At 40.2% G+C, this 17,179-nt stretch carries 10 protein-coding genes; 7 read left to right on the top strand and 3 right to left on the bottom strand.

Annotated elements, in window-relative coordinates; genetic code table 11:
• Window positions 1-6: 6 nt before the first annotated feature.
• The 7 genes from B4A24_RS00760 to B4A24_RS00730 all read left to right on the top strand — a co-directional run bounded on the left by B4A24_RS00760 (window position 7) and on the right by B4A24_RS00730 (window position 12,987).
• Window positions 7-1,740 carry a fibronectin type III domain-containing protein gene (locus B4A24_RS00760; protein WP_293941354.1) on the top strand — a complete coding sequence of 578 codons (1,734 nt, stop codon included), beginning with the start codon at window positions 7-9 and terminating at the stop codon, window positions 1,738-1,740.
• Between the two features lie 10 nt (window positions 1,741-1,750).
• On the top strand, window positions 1,751-3,088 hold the full coding sequence (locus tag B4A24_RS00755) for a pectinesterase family protein (RefSeq protein WP_293941351.1): 1,338 nt from the start codon (window positions 1,751-1,753) through the stop codon (window positions 3,086-3,088).
• Window positions 3,089-3,242: 154 nt separating this feature from the next.
• Window positions 3,243-4,697 carry a pectate lyase family protein gene (locus B4A24_RS00750; RefSeq protein WP_293941348.1) on the top strand — a complete coding sequence of 485 codons (1,455 nt, stop codon included), beginning with the start codon at window positions 3,243-3,245 and terminating at the stop codon, window positions 4,695-4,697.
• A gap of 141 nt (window positions 4,698-4,838) precedes the next feature.
• On the top strand, window positions 4,839-8,099 hold the full coding sequence (locus B4A24_RS00745; protein WP_293941346.1) for a SusC/RagA family TonB-linked outer membrane protein: 3,261 nt from the start codon (window positions 4,839-4,841) through the stop codon (window positions 8,097-8,099).
• A gap of 157 nt (window positions 8,100-8,256) precedes the next feature.
• Window positions 8,257-10,065 carry a RagB/SusD family nutrient uptake outer membrane protein gene (locus B4A24_RS00740; RefSeq protein ID WP_293941343.1) on the top strand — a complete coding sequence of 603 codons (1,809 nt, stop codon included), beginning with the start codon at window positions 8,257-8,259 and terminating at the stop codon, window positions 10,063-10,065.
• A gap of 651 nt (window positions 10,066-10,716) precedes the next feature.
• Entirely contained in the window at window positions 10,717-11,874 is a 1,158-nt protein-coding gene (locus B4A24_RS00735; RefSeq protein WP_293941340.1) for a glycoside hydrolase family 88/105 protein, read from the top strand.
• Between the two features lie 75 nt (window positions 11,875-11,949).
• Window positions 11,950-12,987, top strand: a complete 1,038-nt coding sequence (locus tag B4A24_RS00730; protein WP_172396306.1) for a GntR family transcriptional regulator — start codon at window positions 11,950-11,952, stop codon at window positions 12,985-12,987.
• A gap of 125 nt (window positions 12,988-13,112) precedes the next feature.
• Here B4A24_RS00730 and B4A24_RS00725 read toward each other — a convergent pair whose 3' ends face one another.
• The 3 genes from B4A24_RS00725 to B4A24_RS00715 all read right to left on the bottom strand — a co-directional run bounded on the left by B4A24_RS00725 (window position 13,113) and on the right by B4A24_RS00715 (window position 16,914).
• Window positions 13,113-13,685 carry a DUF4136 domain-containing protein gene (locus B4A24_RS00725; protein ID WP_104383843.1) on the bottom strand — a complete coding sequence of 191 codons (573 nt, stop codon included), beginning with the start codon at window positions 13,683-13,685 and terminating at the stop codon, window positions 13,113-13,115.
• A gap of 260 nt (window positions 13,686-13,945) precedes the next feature.
• On the bottom strand, window positions 13,946-15,589 hold the full coding sequence (locus B4A24_RS00720) for an NAD+ synthase (protein WP_293941332.1): 1,644 nt from the start codon (window positions 15,587-15,589) through the stop codon (window positions 13,946-13,948).
• Window positions 15,590-16,314: 725 nt separating this feature from the next.
• Window positions 16,315-16,914 carry an FKBP-type peptidyl-prolyl cis-trans isomerase gene (locus B4A24_RS00715; protein ID WP_293941329.1) on the bottom strand — a complete coding sequence of 200 codons (600 nt, stop codon included), beginning with the start codon at window positions 16,912-16,914 and terminating at the stop codon, window positions 16,315-16,317.
• Window positions 16,915-17,179 lie beyond the last annotated feature (265 nt).

Below are 17,179 nucleotides of genomic sequence, written 5' to 3'. Positions count from 1 at the left end.
CTTAACATGATGAAATTATCAACAGTACTACTGTTAACTACGGTTAGCATGTATGCCGCATGTTCGAAATCCATTGTACAGCAGCCTGACAACGGGGGAGTATTGGCGGATCCTTCGAATCTAAATGTGCAAATCGAAGGGACAAAGGTAAATTTTAGCTGGACGAAAGACCCATTAGCAGATGGCCATCTCCTGCAATTAGCGGAAGGAACCTCCTTCGGTAAGGTGCTTTACTCCAGCGATACCATTCAAAATGAACAATATGTCTTTGCTGATTTAAAACCCAAGACAGATTATACGTTGCGGATTCGGGCAATTGATCGTGACAATCCGGCATTTACATCGCGAAGCATATACAAGTCTTTTCAGACAGAAGCTGTTGCTACGGAGCAGGTATATGCTTTTCCCGGGGCTGAAGGCTTTGCACGTCAGATTACTGGTGGCCGAGGCGGGCATGTCATCAAAGTGACCAATTTGAATGATTCGGGAGCAGGGAGCCTGCGCGAAGCGCTAAACCAAACTGGGGCACGTATTATCGTCTTTGAAGTATCCGGCAATATCGTATTAAAGAGTAACCTGGATATTAAGAATGGCGACCTGACTATCGCCGGACAATCCGCTCCCGGAGACGGAATCTGCCTACAAGATTATCCTGTCACTGTCAAAGCCGATAACGTCGTCATCCGATTTATACGATTCCGGATGGGGGACCGACAGCAGGCTGAGGGGGATGCGGTAGGTGGTTTTGAACGCAAAAATATACTGGTTGACCATTGTTCGATGAGTTGGTCTACAGATGAATGTGCGTCATTTTATAATAACGATAACTTCACCATGCAATGGTGTATAATAGCCGAAAGTTTACGTTTGTCAGCACATTTAAAAGGAGCCCATGGTTACGGGGCTATTTGGGGTGGAAAGAAAGCAACATTTCATCACAATCTGGTAGCGCATCATGACAGCCGAAATCCACGTTTAGGGGAGCGCGAAGGATCGGAGTATGCATTGACGGATCTCGTTGATATCCGAAATAACGTTTTCTACAATTGGGCAAGCAATAGCGGTTATGGTGGTGAAGCGATGCATGTCAATATGGTTAATAATTATTATAAACCTGGTCCTGCTACGCGGTCTGGTGTTCGTGGTCGAATAGTATCCATCGATAAATATCTGAAAAACGAGGCTTCACCCATTTACAACAAATGGGGCGAATTTTATGTTCAGGGAAATAGCATTGAAGGAAATGATCTGGCTAATTCCGATAACTGGACAAATGCCGTTGCGAATCAATTCAATGCAAAATATGGCGTATTGGACGCGGCTACGCTAAGTGCCATCCGGTTGACAGCAGCTTTGCCGATTGAAGATAATGTGAAAACCGAATCAGCTGAACAAGCTTATCAAGCCGTTCTGGAGAAAGTGGGTGCCTCACTCGTACGGGATGATGCTGACATCCGGATTATAAATACAGTTAAGAATGGAAATTTTACGGCGAACGGATCTAGTGGCGATGAGCGGAGCCGGAATGGCATCATTGACTCACAAGACGATGTTGGTGGATGGCCTCAACTCAAACAAGGGACAGTACTAAAAGACAGCGATGGGGACGGCATGCCGGATGAATGGGAGATCGCCAATAAATTGGATCCGAGCAAAGCAAATGCAAATGATAGGGATTTGAGTGAGGGCTATGATAACGTTGAGGTATATTTAAATAGTTTGGTAAAACATTTATATTAACAGTAGTTCGATGAAAAATCAAATCTTACATTGGATCAATAGTGCAGTTTATTTCAATTGCATCCTATTTCTTCTTTCCTGCAAAAATGAAATGTTGTATAATCAACATGTGCTGTCTGAATTAGAAGGTCCCCAAGAGGTACATATTGAAAGCCAGCATAATCAAGCAGCCGTCAGCTGGAATCCCATTGCTGGTGCAGACGGATATTTTGCGGAACTTTCAAAAGGACCTTCTTTTGTCTCAACTTTGAGGCAGTCAGATACGATAAAGAATACCAAATATACCTTTGAGGGTTTGGACGCAAATACGGCTTATACAGTCAGATTGCGGAGCATAAGCCTTACATCGCCATCCCTTACCTCCAAAAAACAAATGAAGACGTTTACAACTGCAGCGATGCCCAAAGAGGATTTCGTACCGGATATTGTTGTGGCAAAAGATGGTACCGGAGATTATGTTTCTGTACAGGAAGCCATTCATGCAGCTCCCGTTAATGGAGCACAACCCTTTTATATCTATATCAAATCCGGAACCTATAAAGAAGTCGTTGAAATACCGCAAAATAAACCCCTTATTCACCTGATAGGTGAAGATAAAGAAACGACTATTTTGACATTTGACAATTACAGTGGTAAAACTAAGCCTGGCGGTGGTACATATGGAACCGCAGATTCCCGCTCTGTATATATAAAAGGAGATCAATTTGTTGGTGAAAGACTTACCTTCGCCAATTCTGCCGGCATGGATGCCGGACAAGCGGTCGCTTTATATATTGACGCGCCTAGGTCAGCCTTTAATGATTGTAAAATGTTGGGATATCAGGATACCTGGTACGGACACAATGGAACAAAGTCCCTGTTGGAAAATTGTTATATAGAAGGCTCTGTGGATTTTATGTTCGGCGGTTCCTCGACCTTGTTTTCCAAATGCCAGGTTCATAGCAACCGTACCGGTGGTTATATTACCGCTGCCTCTACTCCGGCTGAGCAGCAATATGGTTATGTCTTTGTCGACTGTAAACTAACCGCTGCAAGCAATGTCTCAGAGGTGTGGTTGGGTCGACCTTGGCGACCTTACGCAAAAGTTGTCTTTATGAATACTGAAATGGGAAAACATATTCGACCGCAGGGCTGGCATAATTGGGGAAATCCTGAGAATGAAAAGACGGCATATTATGCGGAATATAAGAGCAGTGGTGAAGGAGCTCATATAAACAGCCGAGTTAGCTGGTCACATCAGCTGACCGATGCCGAAGCGCAGCAATTTACAAAAGAGAAGGTGTTGGATGGCTGGGAACCGACTTTCTTACCGGAAAACGCGCGAATAGTAACAAAACACAAAAAATAAGAGAAAACAGGCTGCGATACCGTGGTGTCTTTTTGACATACAACAGTACAGTGCAGGATGATGAAACCGGTTGCATTGTGTAATATTGTGTAAACCAATATATAACAATTATAAACCCTAAAGCCAGCACTGTTGGCTTGAAAATCTCATCATTATGAAAAGACAGTGTCTATTTTCTTTTGGCGCTTTGGCTATGATTCTTCTTTCTTGTTCCAAAGATGCACTTGTTTCTAGATTGGAATGGATTGAATGGGCTGAAAGTAATGCTACAACTGACGGCGGAAGGTTACTTGCTTTTCCTGGAGCAGAAGGCTTTGGCCGTTTTGCTACCGGAGCCAGGGGAGCAACTACACCAAGTGTCTATTTTGTAACAAATCTGGATGACAGCGGTCCAGGCTCGTTTCGCGATGCGGTGAGCAAGCCTGGACGTTTTGTATTGTTTAATGTATCCGGTATTATTAAATTAAAATCTAATCTAGCCGTTGCCGCAAACACCACCATCGCCGGACATACGGCGCCAGGCGATGGTGTGGTCCTATATGGAAGGAAAGTTTCTTTTTCTGGCTCAAATGGGACGATTGCACGCTTCGTTAGGATCAGGCTCGGCGCAAATGCCGGGGCCGGGAAAAGTGATGATGCATCCGGTATTGCCAACGGAAAAAATATCATGCTCGACCATATGTCTTTTACCTGGGGACTGGATGAGGTGTTCTCCATAAACTGGGATAACAAAGGTAACGAGCCAGATAGTATTACCATCCAGAATTCAATCATTGGGCAGGGGCTACATCGTCATAATCACTCTGCCGGCGGCTTGATACAGACCGGAGGGAAGATATCTATCATCAAATCACTTTATCATAGCAATAAGACTAGAAATCCGAAAGTGAAAGGCATTAACGAATTTGTCAATAATGTTGTTTATAACTTTGGCAATGCCAATACAACCTATCCCGATCATGCCATATCTGCAGATGCTTACATTCTTGGTGGTGAATCCTCCGGAGAGTCTAATGTGACCATCTTAAATAATTATTTTGTGGGCGGTCCGTCAACCCCAAAGACAAAAGAAACCCCATTTTCTAGAGGAAACGGTAACTTTAATCTCTATCAGTCGGGGAATTATTTTGATAATAATCAGAACGGCAAGCTGGACGGAGAACTAATCGAAGCTACAGCCGCCTGGTATCCAGGGCTAGCTGCAGACAATTTTAAAACAGCCGACTTCTACGAGACCTACCCCACCTTGAGGCCCAAAATGAGCGCTAAAAAAACGTATGCCTACCTCATTGATCATGTCGGTGCCACCTTGCCCCAAAGAGATCAGGTTGATGCTTTTTTAATTCAGGAATTACAGAGCAAAGGCACACTCGGATTTTATACCTATCGCGAATCGGATCTTCCTTTGGACAATGGTGGGTTGGGACGACTGGAAAGCGCTAATCTTCTACTCGATTCAGATAATGATGGCATACCTGATATATGGGAAGAAAAATTGAAATTGAATAAGAACGATAATCTGGATGCCCTAAGGCCGAGTGAACATCCCTTGTTCAAGGGCTATTTAAATATTGAAGCTTATTTGATCTTGTTAGCGCAGCAGAAATAAGAGGGCGAAATAAAGAAATGGTTTCCTAGGAAAGGAAGCTGTCCCTTGCAAGTCGCCCATTTTTATGTGCTGCAAGCAAGTCCTATGTTGCATAAAATGCGATTTAATAACCCGATGAAAACGTCAATATACTAAATTATAATGCGAATATTAAAAAAATCACCCAAGGGTAAATCTGTGTTGTTTAATTCAAAGCTTAAGTTAGCGTTGGCGACCTTAGCCTTGCCGTTCCATCTCTGGGCACAGTCAAATAAAATTGCCGGAGTGGTGGTCGATGACGCAAATGTGCCTCTTACTGGAGTAAGTATCCGTATAAAAGGAACAGATCGAACGCTACAAACTGATTCCAAAGGATTATTCCAATATGTAGCGAAAGAAGGCGATATCTTGCAGTTATCAAGCGTCGGTTATGAAACGACAACGTTTGTTGTCAAAGAAAATGTACCAATTAGAGTGCAATTGAAAAAATCCAATCGTGATCTTGATGAAGTTGTTGTTATTGGATATGGTACAGCCAGAAAGCGAGATTTGACTGGCGCCGTGGGCTCGGTCAAAGGAAGTGAAATCAAGGATATACCGGTGACAACTGCAGCGCAAGCATTGACTGGAAAGATTGCCGGAGTCAACATTGTTACGCAAAGTGGTGCCCCGGGGTCGGCAGTCAATGTTACTGTTCGTGGTGGGACAAGTTTCTCAGGATCGAGCAATCCATTGGTCATTGTTGATGGTTTTGTTATGGATGGAGGATTGAGTAGTGTGGATGCTAGTGATATCGAAAGTATCGATGTATTGAAAGATGCTTCAGCTTCTGCTATTTACGGTTCTAGAGGTGCTAATGGTGTTATATTAGTCACCACAAAGTCTGCAAAATCTGGTCGGACCAATATAGATTACAATACCTATTTCAGTTTTGAAAAACTAAGCAAGAAATTGGATTTGTTGAGGGTAGAAGATTATGTGAAATATCAATATGAATACCAGACCTTAGGTGGCCGGCAGCAGCAATTCGCAAATATGTTTGGCGGGGATACCTCAGCTCCGGGTTTTGCGAGCAATGCATATGCACGGATACAGCAGGAGTATGGCAATCGTACTGCGATTGATTGGCAACAGGAAGTTTTTGGTGGTTCAGCCATTTTACAGAACCATAATGTCAATATAAACGGGGGAAATGAAAAGACGAAGTTAATGCTGAGTTACAATAATATGAGTCAAGATGGTATATTGGCTAAATCCGGCTACAATCGCAATAGCTTAAGGGCGAAAATCAATCACAACCTTTTTAAAGGCGTTGATTTGGATTTTAACACCTTACTGCAAGATGCGAATACACAAGGCGGAGGTTCATTAGGTGGGATGCTTAAGATGTCCATCTTGCAACCGGTTACCGGGGGAGTCCGATTCACCAACGATCAATTGCTGCATGCCGATATTGCTGAAGAGCTTCAGGCAGTAGATTCGCAATATGATATTTACAACCCTATTATCATGAACGATGCGATTACGAAGACCAGGGCCAGCCGTTTGGCTGTGGCCAATTTGAGTCTAAACGTCAAATTCCTTAATGATTTTACCTTTCGAACCGCGGGGTCCTACCAGTGGAAGCAAACGAGAAATGACATGTGGGATGATGGCCGTACAGTAAATGCCCGTAATAATGGTGGTCCATACGGATCAAGAGGTAATGCAGAAGGGTATCAATGGCAGCTCACCAATACACTGTCTTGGATGAAACAGCTTGAAAAGCACCATCTAAATCTAATGATGGGACATGAGATCCTGTATTCCAAAGATCAAAGCTTGGGACATACATATTATGGGTTTCCGCAGAGTAATTTTGGATTGAACGATGTGTCCTTGGCAACTCGAATAGATCGTGCTGATGTTGACGAAGGCCGGTATGGACTTGTCTCTGGATTTGCGCGAGCGATCTATAATTATGATGATCGTTATCTTTTTACGGCTACATTGCGTGCAGATGGCAACTCTAAATTCAAGGAAGGGCATCAATGGGGTTATTTCCCCTCAGCCTCAGCAGCCTGGAATATCCATAAGGAGCATTTTATGGTAGGCCAGAACTTTTTTGATCAGTTAAAAGTACGCGCTGGTTACGGATCTACCGGAAACGATAATATTGGAAACGTGACATATACTACCTTATATGGGTCGACAATCGCTGCAATCAATAATACAGAGGTAATAGGTTTGAAACCAAGTGATTTGCTGGGGAATCCTGAGTTGCAATGGGAGAAGACCCAAACGTCTAATATTGCGTTAGATATTGCTATTTTAAAGAATCGTATTAGCTTGACAACCGATTTTTATTCCAACAAATCGAGTAATCTTTTATTGAAACAGACAATTCCGACCTCAACAGGATATAGCTATCAAAATCAAAATGTGGCGGCCCTACGAAATCGGGGAGTAGAGTTTACGTTACGCACATTGAATATCAAAAAACAGAATTTTCAATGGCAGACTAATTTCAATATCACATTTAATAGGTCAAAAACGCTTGGCCTATACGGATCTAGTAGTGAAAATAGCGATTTTATGTTGAATAATCTCAGCTCAAGAATTGACTTCATAACAAGAGTTGGCGAGACTGTGGGGCAATTTTATGGTTACAAATACGACGGTGTATATACTACAGATGATTTTATTCAGAATGGGGATGGTAGCTACATGTTGAAAGATGGGGTAGCATCATTAAAAGGGAAAAACAGAACGAGTATTAAACCAGGCGATGTCAAATATTTACCAACAGCAGGCGAGACCGATAGCAATGGTAATCCCGTATGGTCAACCAATGATCGTACGGTAATAGGAAATCCTGAACCGAAGTTTTTTGGTGGAATTGGGAATAATTTTTCCTATAAAAATTTTGATTTAAATGTGTTTCTAAATTTCGCATACGGTAATAAGGCATTTAATATGAATACACAACGTTTTATGGGACCTTATTTACCGAATCAGAATTCATTGGAGAGAATGGCGGATCGATTTACGTTAATTGATCCTATTACTGGAGCAGAGACCAAAGATCTCAACCGTTTGGCCGAACTGAACCCTGATCAGCATCAGAAAGAGCAAGTATGGAGTCTAAATTCGACCAATAATATTGCGATAAGTGATGCATTGGACTATTATCTGGAAGACGCATCTTTTTTACGTATTAACAATATAACCTTGGGCTATACTATGCCTCAAGAATTGTCCAAACATGCTTATTTGCGAAAAATGCGGGTTTTCTTGACGCTCAACAACATTCATACATTTACCAAATTCTCGGGTTATGACCCTGAAGTAGCATCAACATCGTCTATTTTAACGAGAGGAGTGGATAACTCTGCCTATCCAAGAACAAAAAGTTTTGTTGTAGGCTTTAATTTGACGTTTTGAGTGATTGATTCGATTGAAATATAGCAGGACTACAAACAAAATAATTTAATGCGATTTAACGAATCGTTATGACAAAAAATAGTTTTTAATGAATCGAGGCGACAAGATTAGTAAAGAGATTGCTAAAGATTTATAAAGGCTAAAACACTTTATTCCAATGAAAAGAATTGTAACAATATTGAGCATAGCCTGTCTATTGGTAACAGGATCATGTAAGAAATTTTTGGAACTTCCTTCCCAAAGTGATTACGATAGCAGTAATATCTTTGAAAATGCCGATCGTGTAGAAATGGCTTTACTAGGTGCTTATACGAGTGTTTTTAATTCAGAACTGTATTACCAATTTGGTATGGGTACCGACGAATGCTTTTCCACCGAGGGGGAGACCAACTCAAAAAATCAAGTTTCTAACTATGTGTACACCCCAGCAACAAGCCCATCTTCGACCTACACAGCAATGTATTCTGGTGTTGAACAGGTTAATGTATTGATTAAGAATATTCCGCTAATGCAGCCTAAGACTGATTCAGAAAAGAAAAAACTTGATATGCTCCTTGGCGAGGCACTGGCTATACGAGCCAAAAATATGTTGAATGTAGTACGTTATTTTGGAGATGTTCCTTTTCCGCGTATTCCCGTAGTCGACGCGGGGAGCTTCTCTTCTTCCCGTGTGAGCCGTGATACGATCATGGATGCCTGTGTCGAAGATTTACAAAACGCTATTGCGTTACTCCCTTGGAAAGGAGAATCTGGTTTATCCGTAGAACGTATTTCAAAGAATGCAGCTTATGGACTATTGGCTAGGACGGCCTTATACGCGGCAGGATATTCGCTGCGTTGGGATCTAAACTCTTATTCGGCAAGTAGTGTGAAGTTGAGTAAACGTCCGGATCAGGCCAGGATTCAAGAGTTATATCAAATCGCTAGAGATGCTTGCAAAGCGGTTGTAGACCGGGGTGAAAATAGTTTGATTGATTACGAAATGATCTTCAGAAACGTGATCAATGGAAAATACGATAATGAGTCTATGTTGGAGTATGGGCAAAAGGGTGCAGATCGCAATGATGGAAGGATTGGTTATACAAATGGATTTTTTTCGCACACAAATTCCTTCTATGGCAAAGCACAGCCAGCAATGGCAGCCTTTCCAACCTATTATTTTGAATTTGAAGAGGGAGATAGCCGCCGTGATGTCACGATTGCATCTTATTCCATCACAGCAGATAGTAAGCACCAGATGAATACCTATGCAAGTAATACCATCGGTAAATTTAGAGTCAATTGGAAATCAGAAAAAGGCATTGCTGTCAATCAAAGGGATATTAATTGGATCGAATTACGGTATGCTGATATTCTGCTGATGTACGCTGAAGCTGAAAATGAAATCAATCAGGGACCAACTACAATCGCAAAAGATCTGTACGAGCAAGTGCGTCTACGTGCATTTAAAAATGATAAAGCTAAAATTGGGACAACAGCAACATCTTATCAAGGGTTTCGGGATGCCATTATCCAGGAACGTAAACTGGAACTGGGGTTTGAGGGATGGCGGCGGACCGATCTGATTCGTTGGGGAATATTGTTCGAAAAGCTGACCCAGACCAAGCAGGAGTTATTGGATCTGGCAGGACATACAGGAAAGTACGCAAACGTGGATTTATTCCGTGCGTACAAAATGACGCCGGCCAATATGTTTAATGATCCGCTTATTGCACAAGAATTTATATCATTTAAAGAGGCGCCGGATGTAACAAAAAAAGCCGAATTAACTGCGCAAGGATACACCTTATTGGATATGTATAGCAATCAATCGATTTTCTTTTCAAACGCCTTGACCCCTACAGCGACTTGGGTAAGTAATATTTATAGAGGTCTGGAAAAAAACAAAGTGGAGATAGTCCCGTTAAGTACGACGACCATTGATAATAATCCAGGACTGACCGGTCAGCAGCATCCACTCTATTAGGATGTATTGTGTCCCTCCGATCGATTTTGCGCTCTGTCTATGGGAAATTGCGCTGTATTTGCGCAATTTTTCCACTTGGCGAAATGAGTTCGACAGGTGAACGTTTCATTTCCCCTTAGGGCAAAATATCACTGACGCCTGTCGAAATGAAAAAGTCCCCCGACTTCTTTGTTTAGCTAAAGGACTTTTTCGTTTTGTCACTCGGCGAAATGAAAAAGTCGGGTGTCTGAACGATTTTTCCATAGGGGGAAATGAAAATTCCACGTGGGAAAACAAACGAAACACTGGTCGGAGTGACTTTTCTATGTGACGAAGTCAATATTTTGCTGCGCGAAATCGTTCAGACAGCATGCAAAATCAAGATAGCTCAGGACGGTTATTGTTTCTTTTTGTGATATTTTTAGCATTACTGGCTGATGTACATATTTATTACCTCCTCGTAAGGTAAGTTCATAATATAATTATATGCCGCTATGTAAAAGAAAAACGAATGACATTGACGACATAACTCCAGAAGTCTTAGCGATTTGGATACGATAATATTTATAAAGTACCTTAAAGTGAAATATCGACAATGAGTCATGGTTAACAATATTCTTGATAAGTAGTATAATAATGTAAAATATTTATTTTAATCATACAAGACAACATATGATCTTTAAAAAAATAATTCTTCTCCTATGCTTACTGGGCATAGTATCTACGCTGACAGCACAATCGATGTATCAACAGTTTGCAGATTCGGAAATGAAACGTTTCCCTGAAGCTTGGCAATTGGATCACGGCAAACGGCTTTATTTCGGTTATTCACAGGGCTTAGGCTGTCTTGCCATGTTAAAAGTTGCCGAAAAGACAGGAGAAGCAAAATACTTCAACTACGTAGAAAAGTGGGCGGATACACTCATCAATGAAAAGGGAGAAATTCATCTATATGAGCTTAGTTCGTATAATGTGGATTTTATCAATTCCGGAAAAATACTCTTTGAACTTTATGGAAAAACTAAGAAAGAAAAATATCGTCTCGCTATTGAAACATTGGTTCACCAACTAACATACCAACCTACAACACTCGAAGGTGGCTATTGGCACAAACTGATTTATCCCCATCAGATCTGGTTGGATGGCGTTTATATGACCGGACCTTTTCTCGCAAAATATGCTAAACTTAGTAAGGAAGACCAATACTATGACAAGGCTATCGATGAGATTTTAATTACTGCTAAACATACATTGGACCCTAGGACAGGATTGTATTATCACGCTTGGGACGAAAGTAAAAAGCAAGCTTGGGCAAATCCCCAAACGGGGCAGTCGCCCAATTTTTGGGGCAGAAGTATTGGCTGGTATTTTATGGCCGTCATCGATGTATTGGACGAGTTGCCTTTAGATTATCCCAGAAGAGACAAATTGATTCAATTGGCTCAATCGTTAGCTAAGACTCTTGCTAACTATCAAGATGATGAAGGCCTGTGGTGGCAAGTAATTGACCAGCCAAAAAGAAAAGGTAATTATCAGGAAGCTTCGGTCAATAGTATGTTTCTATATGCTTATTCAAAAGGGATCAATAAAAAATACCTTTCTGAAAGCTACATGGCCTTGGTACACAAGTTATATCAGGGGATCCAAAAGAGATTGCTAAAACGAGAAAATGAACTTTTGACATTGTTGCAATGTAATGCTGTTGCTGGTTTGGGTGGAAAGCCTTATCGAGACGGTAGTTATGACTATTATGTGAATGAACGTATTCGTGAAAATGATACGAAAGCCACTGGACCTTTTATTATGGGATGCATGGAGGCGGGTTTCTGAGGCAAATTGTTTTTGGGTGTTTTATTTAAATATTTATAAACAAATCGTTAATTTTATAATTATTAAAATCTAACAATGACCAGTTCCGTAAATCAGTTTTTAAAAACCTTAGAAATCAGTGATTTTTCTGCTACTCCCAAGTATTTGCAATTAGCAAATACCATTATCGATGCTGTGAAAAATGAAACATTGGTCAGAAACGATATGTTGCCGTCTATCAATGAATTAAGTGCATATCTGGAAATATCGCGTGATACTGTTGAAAAAGCATATCGTTATTTGAAGAAAAATGATATTATTGCGTCCAATCCAGGTAAGGGATATTATGTCAACAAGACCGATGTACAGTCGAAACTTAAGATTGCCCTTTTTCTCAATAAATTGAGTGCACATAAAAAAATTGTTTATGATTCTTTTGCTAGGGAACTCGGAGATTTCGCCAACCTCGACTTATTTGTTTATAATTCGGATTTATCTTACCTGAATAACCTACTGGGAAGCTTGACCAAAACATATGATTACTACGTCTTATTTCCCCATTTTAAAGAGGGGAGAGACAAAGCGCCCGACATCATCCGTAAGATCCCTACAGATAAACTGATGTTGTTGGGTAAGTTCATTGAGGACGTTCCTGGGGATTTTCCTGCGGTATACGAAAATTATGAACACGATATTTATTCCGCATTGGAAGAAGCCAATGAGGTGCTTAGTAAGTACAAAAATTTGAAACTGGTATTTCCGGACTATAGTGATTTTCCTAAAGCCATCATCAAGGGATTTTACAAATTTTGTCAGCAATATGCTTTTGAGCACGAATTAGTGTCCGATATTGATGAAGAGAACGTAGAGAAGGGAACATGCTACATCAATATTATTGAAGACGATCTCGTGAAATTGTTGAACAAGGTTATTCAGAATAAATTGGTCATAGGAAAAGATGTTGGAGTCATTTCCTATAATGAAACCCCATTGAAGAAATTTATCCTGAATGGTATTACGACAATATCCACTGATTTTGAAATGATGGGGCGGCTTGCTGCTGAACTGATTATGAACAAGTCGAAGGAACGCGTCGAGGTACCATTTTATTTAAAATTGCGGCCATCGGTTTAAGGATGACCCGCTCATTAAACAAAACGAGGTGATTGCTCGGAACAGATCAATACAAGATGCTTATAAATCAAAAGGCTGGTCTACTAGACCAGCCTTTTGATTTATGGGAGTTGTAAAAACTCCGTTTATTTCTTTAATGTTTTTACAGGAAACAAATCAATAACTCCGGTTGCGACTTTACTGATATTATTGATTGCTTTTTCTGGGTTATCGACATCACCTGACCCCCGTGCTTGCCAGATCACCGCATTTGTTTTACGGTCGATAGCTTCGATAATCAAGTGGCCATAACGATAGCGTTCTTTTGCAACGGGATAATATCCACCACCGTAATAGTAAGGTGAAAACCAGGGTCTGTACCAGCCCCAAGGACCGCCCCAGCCATAATATCCGCCGCCGCCATATACCAATCGGCTTTTGTTATTGACTATTGTAATATAACGGAATAATAGATCCGGATTATCTTTTGAATACTGGAGCCCCTTTGCTTCCAAGGCCGCATTTGCTGCATCCAAAATATTAGTTTTGGCAATATCATTATCAAAATAAGACTTTGAAAGCGAGTCTACCGGTGGTAACCAAGCATACGTCTTGAAAGGAGTAAAATCCATCTTCTCTACCCGAGTGGTATTGTATTGATAAGACGAACATGATGCGAGCGCGACGCAAAGCACCAAAAATAATAGAATCTTTTTCATCGTAGTAATTTATTTATTAACTGTGATGAATCTACCACGTGTATGATTTTGTTTTTTAAGCCTCATACCCGTGATGGTTTCATGGCCTATATGGAACTTTAATTTATTAAATCTGTTTTTAAATCCTCACTATCCGCTTTCATCGCTTTTACGCAGTATCAAGCGTTTATTTGCAATTTGTTGTTGTACTAAATAGTACAGGATTTTATTTTTAATGTTAGACAAAAAACTACAGATATGGTTTAATCCTAATTGTAAAATTAATAGGAATATTTTGCTACCAACGGAATCTGTCTTCCTGAACCAAAAGCTTTGGGGCTGATCCGTAAAATCGGTGGTGCCTGAAAACGTTTAAATTCAGCATTATTGACCAACTTATTGACTCTCTCTACTAACGCTTTTTCGAATCCCATCGCTACAATTTCGGAGCCGCTCTTTTCATTTTCGATCAATTCAAATAAGATCTTGTCCAGTAAATCATATTCAGGAAGGGAATCTGAATCTTTTTGATCGGGGCGTAATTCTGCGGAAGGAGCTTTTTCAATCGTGTTAACCGGGATAATCTCCCGCTCTCGATTGATATAACGCGCCAGGTCATAGGCTCTGGATTTATAAACATCGCCAATGACCGAGATGGAGCCCGCCATGTCCCCATATAAGGTGCCGTAACCTACAGCAGCCTCGCTTTTGTTAGACGTGTTCAATAGAATGTTGCCAAACTTGTTTGATATCGCCATTAGGATGACAGCCCGTGCACGCGCTTGAATATTTTCTTCGGTGGTATCTGGTTTCAAGCCTTCAAAAATAGGAGCAAGTGTATTTTCGTATGCTGACGCGATATCCTTTATCGGTACAATATGGTGTTTGCAGCCTGTGTTGTTCACCAGGTCCATAGCATCTTTAATCGAATGGTCTGAGGAATAGACTGAAGGCATCAGAATGGATAGTACATTGTCCGCTCCCAATGCTTCGCAGGCAAGGGCGGCTACCAATGCCGAATCCAATCCGCCAGAAAGGCCTAAAACTGCTCTTTTGAAACCTGATTTTTGAAAATAATCCCGTAGTCCCAAGATCAGAGCATCATGGATCAAGGCGATCTCTGTTGCGGGATCTTTTGTCGTTGCGGTGGTTGAGGTGATATTCCTTTGATGATAAGTAACATATTGTAAGTCTTCTTCAAACCGTTTTAATTCCGCGATTTTTGTTCCTTCATTATTAAGTGCAAGTGACCTTCCATCGAAGATAATATCCATATGAGCACCTACTTGATTCACATAGATCAGCGGGCGACTGTAGGTCTTGACCTGGCGGGAAAGTACCTTAACCCGTTCGTCAAAATGTGTGTATGAGAATGGTGACGCTGCGATATTGATCAACAGATCAGGATTTTCTTTCCTGAGTTCGGCCATTGGGTCACCGACATAGGAGTTTCCACCCTCGTCGTCATCCCATAGGTCCTCACATACAGTCAGGGCTATTTTTACACCATTTAATGTAATGCAATTGAAGCGTTTGTTGGGTTCGAAGTAACGGTATTCATCAAATACATCGTAGTCTGGCAGCAGGCCCTTTTTTACAATGTTTCGAACAGCACCCTTTTCGATAAACACAGCGCTATTGTAAAGTTCTTTGCCTTCGGGATCGCTGTTTCTGACAGGGGCACCGATAATACAAGCAATATCCTGACAATGGGTGGCGATTTGGTGAATAGCTTCATCACACTGTTTTTTAAATATGCTATTCCGTAAAAGGTCTTTGGCGGGATAGCCTCCGATAGCGAGCTCGGCAAAGATGATAAGGTCTGCCGACGCTTCTTTGGCTTGGTTGATGGTTTGAATTATTTTCTCTGTATTTGCTTCAAAATTACCGATATGGTAATTCAATTGGGCTAAAGCTATTTTCATCCTTTTAATTTTTCTTTGTTAAACCCGCTATGTGGTTAAAAACATGACGATTGACGATTTAAGTTTTGTATCAATAGTACACAGCCCTAAGACGCGGTACCTTCATTACAAATTTATTCCTTTTTATTGAAAGTGTTTCTTTATTGGCTACTGTTTTTTAAGATTCTACGAGTGACTAGCTTATTTACTTACCCACGAATTGATCGTAGCATTTTTTGTTTGGACTATTGACCGCATAGGCCATGAATTTAATCCTCGCCTAAAGCCCAAATCTGTTATTATTCATAGATTGGTTGAAAAATTATCGTCAAAATAGCGGTGTTCAATTGTTGTAATTTGCTAAATTGTTTTAACATAATTTTAACAACGTTAAATGCTGTTAAATTTCTTGACATGAAACGGAATCTATAGTACCTTTGATATATCAAAACAGAAAGATATATACAAAATAATATATAAAGAACTTTTCATAATTTAGGTTAATAATTGGTTAGGTAAAGCTCGGAGTTCCCCACTTCGAGCTTTTGTTGTTTTAACAGTCCATCTATTTAAGCTTAAGCTTTTAAGGGTTAGGTTTATTTTTTCTAGAAAGGCTTAACGATTGTTAGCGATACTTTTAGATTCTTACAGAAACGAATACGTTTGAATACTTACAAATAATAGGGGGTATAAATAAAAAACCTCCTAAAGCTTTTTTAGGAGGTTTTTTAACATAATCTTTGTTATTATTTTAAATCCACGACTTCGATAACAAAATCTAAAGGAGAATTGGCTGGTATGGTTCCCACAGCTTGATTTTGGTATCCATATAACGACGGAGCCATAATATGAATTTTTGTTCCTTTTTGTAGTCCATTTTCGGTCAAACCGCCCAATTTGACGTCACCTACTTTCTTAGGAGCGAATGCGAATGTCCAAGCTGGAATAATGGAGCTAACAAAAGGGTACTGATATCCTGTATTGGTCAATATTTCAAAAGTAGTTGTTTTATCGGTTTCAGTCTGGTCAAAAATACTTCCGCTCAATAACCTACCTGTGTACTTTACAGTTGGTTTAAATTTAAGGAACTTAGCATTTAAAGTATCCACTATTTTATATTGGTAATTGCCTTCGCCTTCGGTCAGAATTTCATACCAAATTCCAGTTTCTGAATCATATTGTGCATCTGGAAACTTGTTGTCAACATAATTTTTGAGCGTGACAGAATCAGTTTTGAATTGTGCAGCAGCATCATAAATAGGTGTGTCGTCACTTTTAGCACAACTAACGGTAAATAAAGCAATAGCTGCGATTCCCAAGAACAGTGGTGATAATATTTTTTTCATATTAAATGTGATGTTTTCAAAAGGGGCATTTAGACTTTAAAATGATCTCTAGCAAAAGTATATTATTTTTTATTGACATGTGCTGTTGCGTCAATAATTAACATTTTGATACAGTAATTAACACTTATTGGATGATTGAAGTGTATTGTGGAGGGGTGTTTCTAATATTTTTTAGTGTGATCAAGTATATTCTAATTGAGACAGCCATTGTCTAGTGTCATGGATGTATTTAGAAAAAGCCATTTTCGATAAGAAAATGGCTTTT

Origin of the sequence: Sphingobacterium sp. UBA7249 (assembly GCF_002472835.1) — a bacterium.
GTDB classification, from domain to species: Bacteria; Bacteroidota; Bacteroidia; order Sphingobacteriales; family Sphingobacteriaceae; genus Sphingobacterium; species Sphingobacterium prati.
The sequence above is the reverse complement of the archived record's forward strand: the minus strand, read 5'-3'. Positions and strand labels throughout refer to the sequence as shown.

Coding starts and splice junctions, on each gene's coding strand:
- B4A24_RS00735 (WP_293941340.1), top strand. CDS start 10,717: ATGATCTTTAAAAAAATAATTCTTCTCCTATGCTTACTGGGCATAGTA.
- B4A24_RS00760 (WP_293941354.1), top strand. CDS start 7: ATGATGAAATTATCAACAGTACTACTGTTAACTACGGTTAGCATGTAT.
- B4A24_RS00715 (WP_293941329.1), bottom strand. CDS start 16,914: ATGAAAAAAATATTATCACCACTGTTCTTGGGAATCGCAGCTATTGCT.
- B4A24_RS00720 (WP_293941332.1), bottom strand. CDS start 15,589: ATGAAAATAGCTTTAGCCCAATTGAATTACCATATCGGTAATTTTGAA.
- B4A24_RS00730 (WP_172396306.1), top strand. CDS start 11,950: ATGACCAGTTCCGTAAATCAGTTTTTAAAAACCTTAGAAATCAGTGAT.
- B4A24_RS00740 (WP_293941343.1), top strand. CDS start 8,257: ATGAAAAGAATTGTAACAATATTGAGCATAGCCTGTCTATTGGTAACA.
- B4A24_RS00755 (WP_293941351.1), top strand. CDS start 1,751: ATGAAAAATCAAATCTTACATTGGATCAATAGTGCAGTTTATTTCAAT.
- B4A24_RS00725 (WP_104383843.1), bottom strand. CDS start 13,685: ATGAAAAAGATTCTATTATTTTTGGTGCTTTGCGTCGCGCTCGCATCA.
- B4A24_RS00745 (WP_293941346.1), top strand. CDS start 4,839: ATGCGAATATTAAAAAAATCACCCAAGGGTAAATCTGTGTTGTTTAAT.
- B4A24_RS00750 (WP_293941348.1), top strand. CDS start 3,243: ATGAAAAGACAGTGTCTATTTTCTTTTGGCGCTTTGGCTATGATTCTT.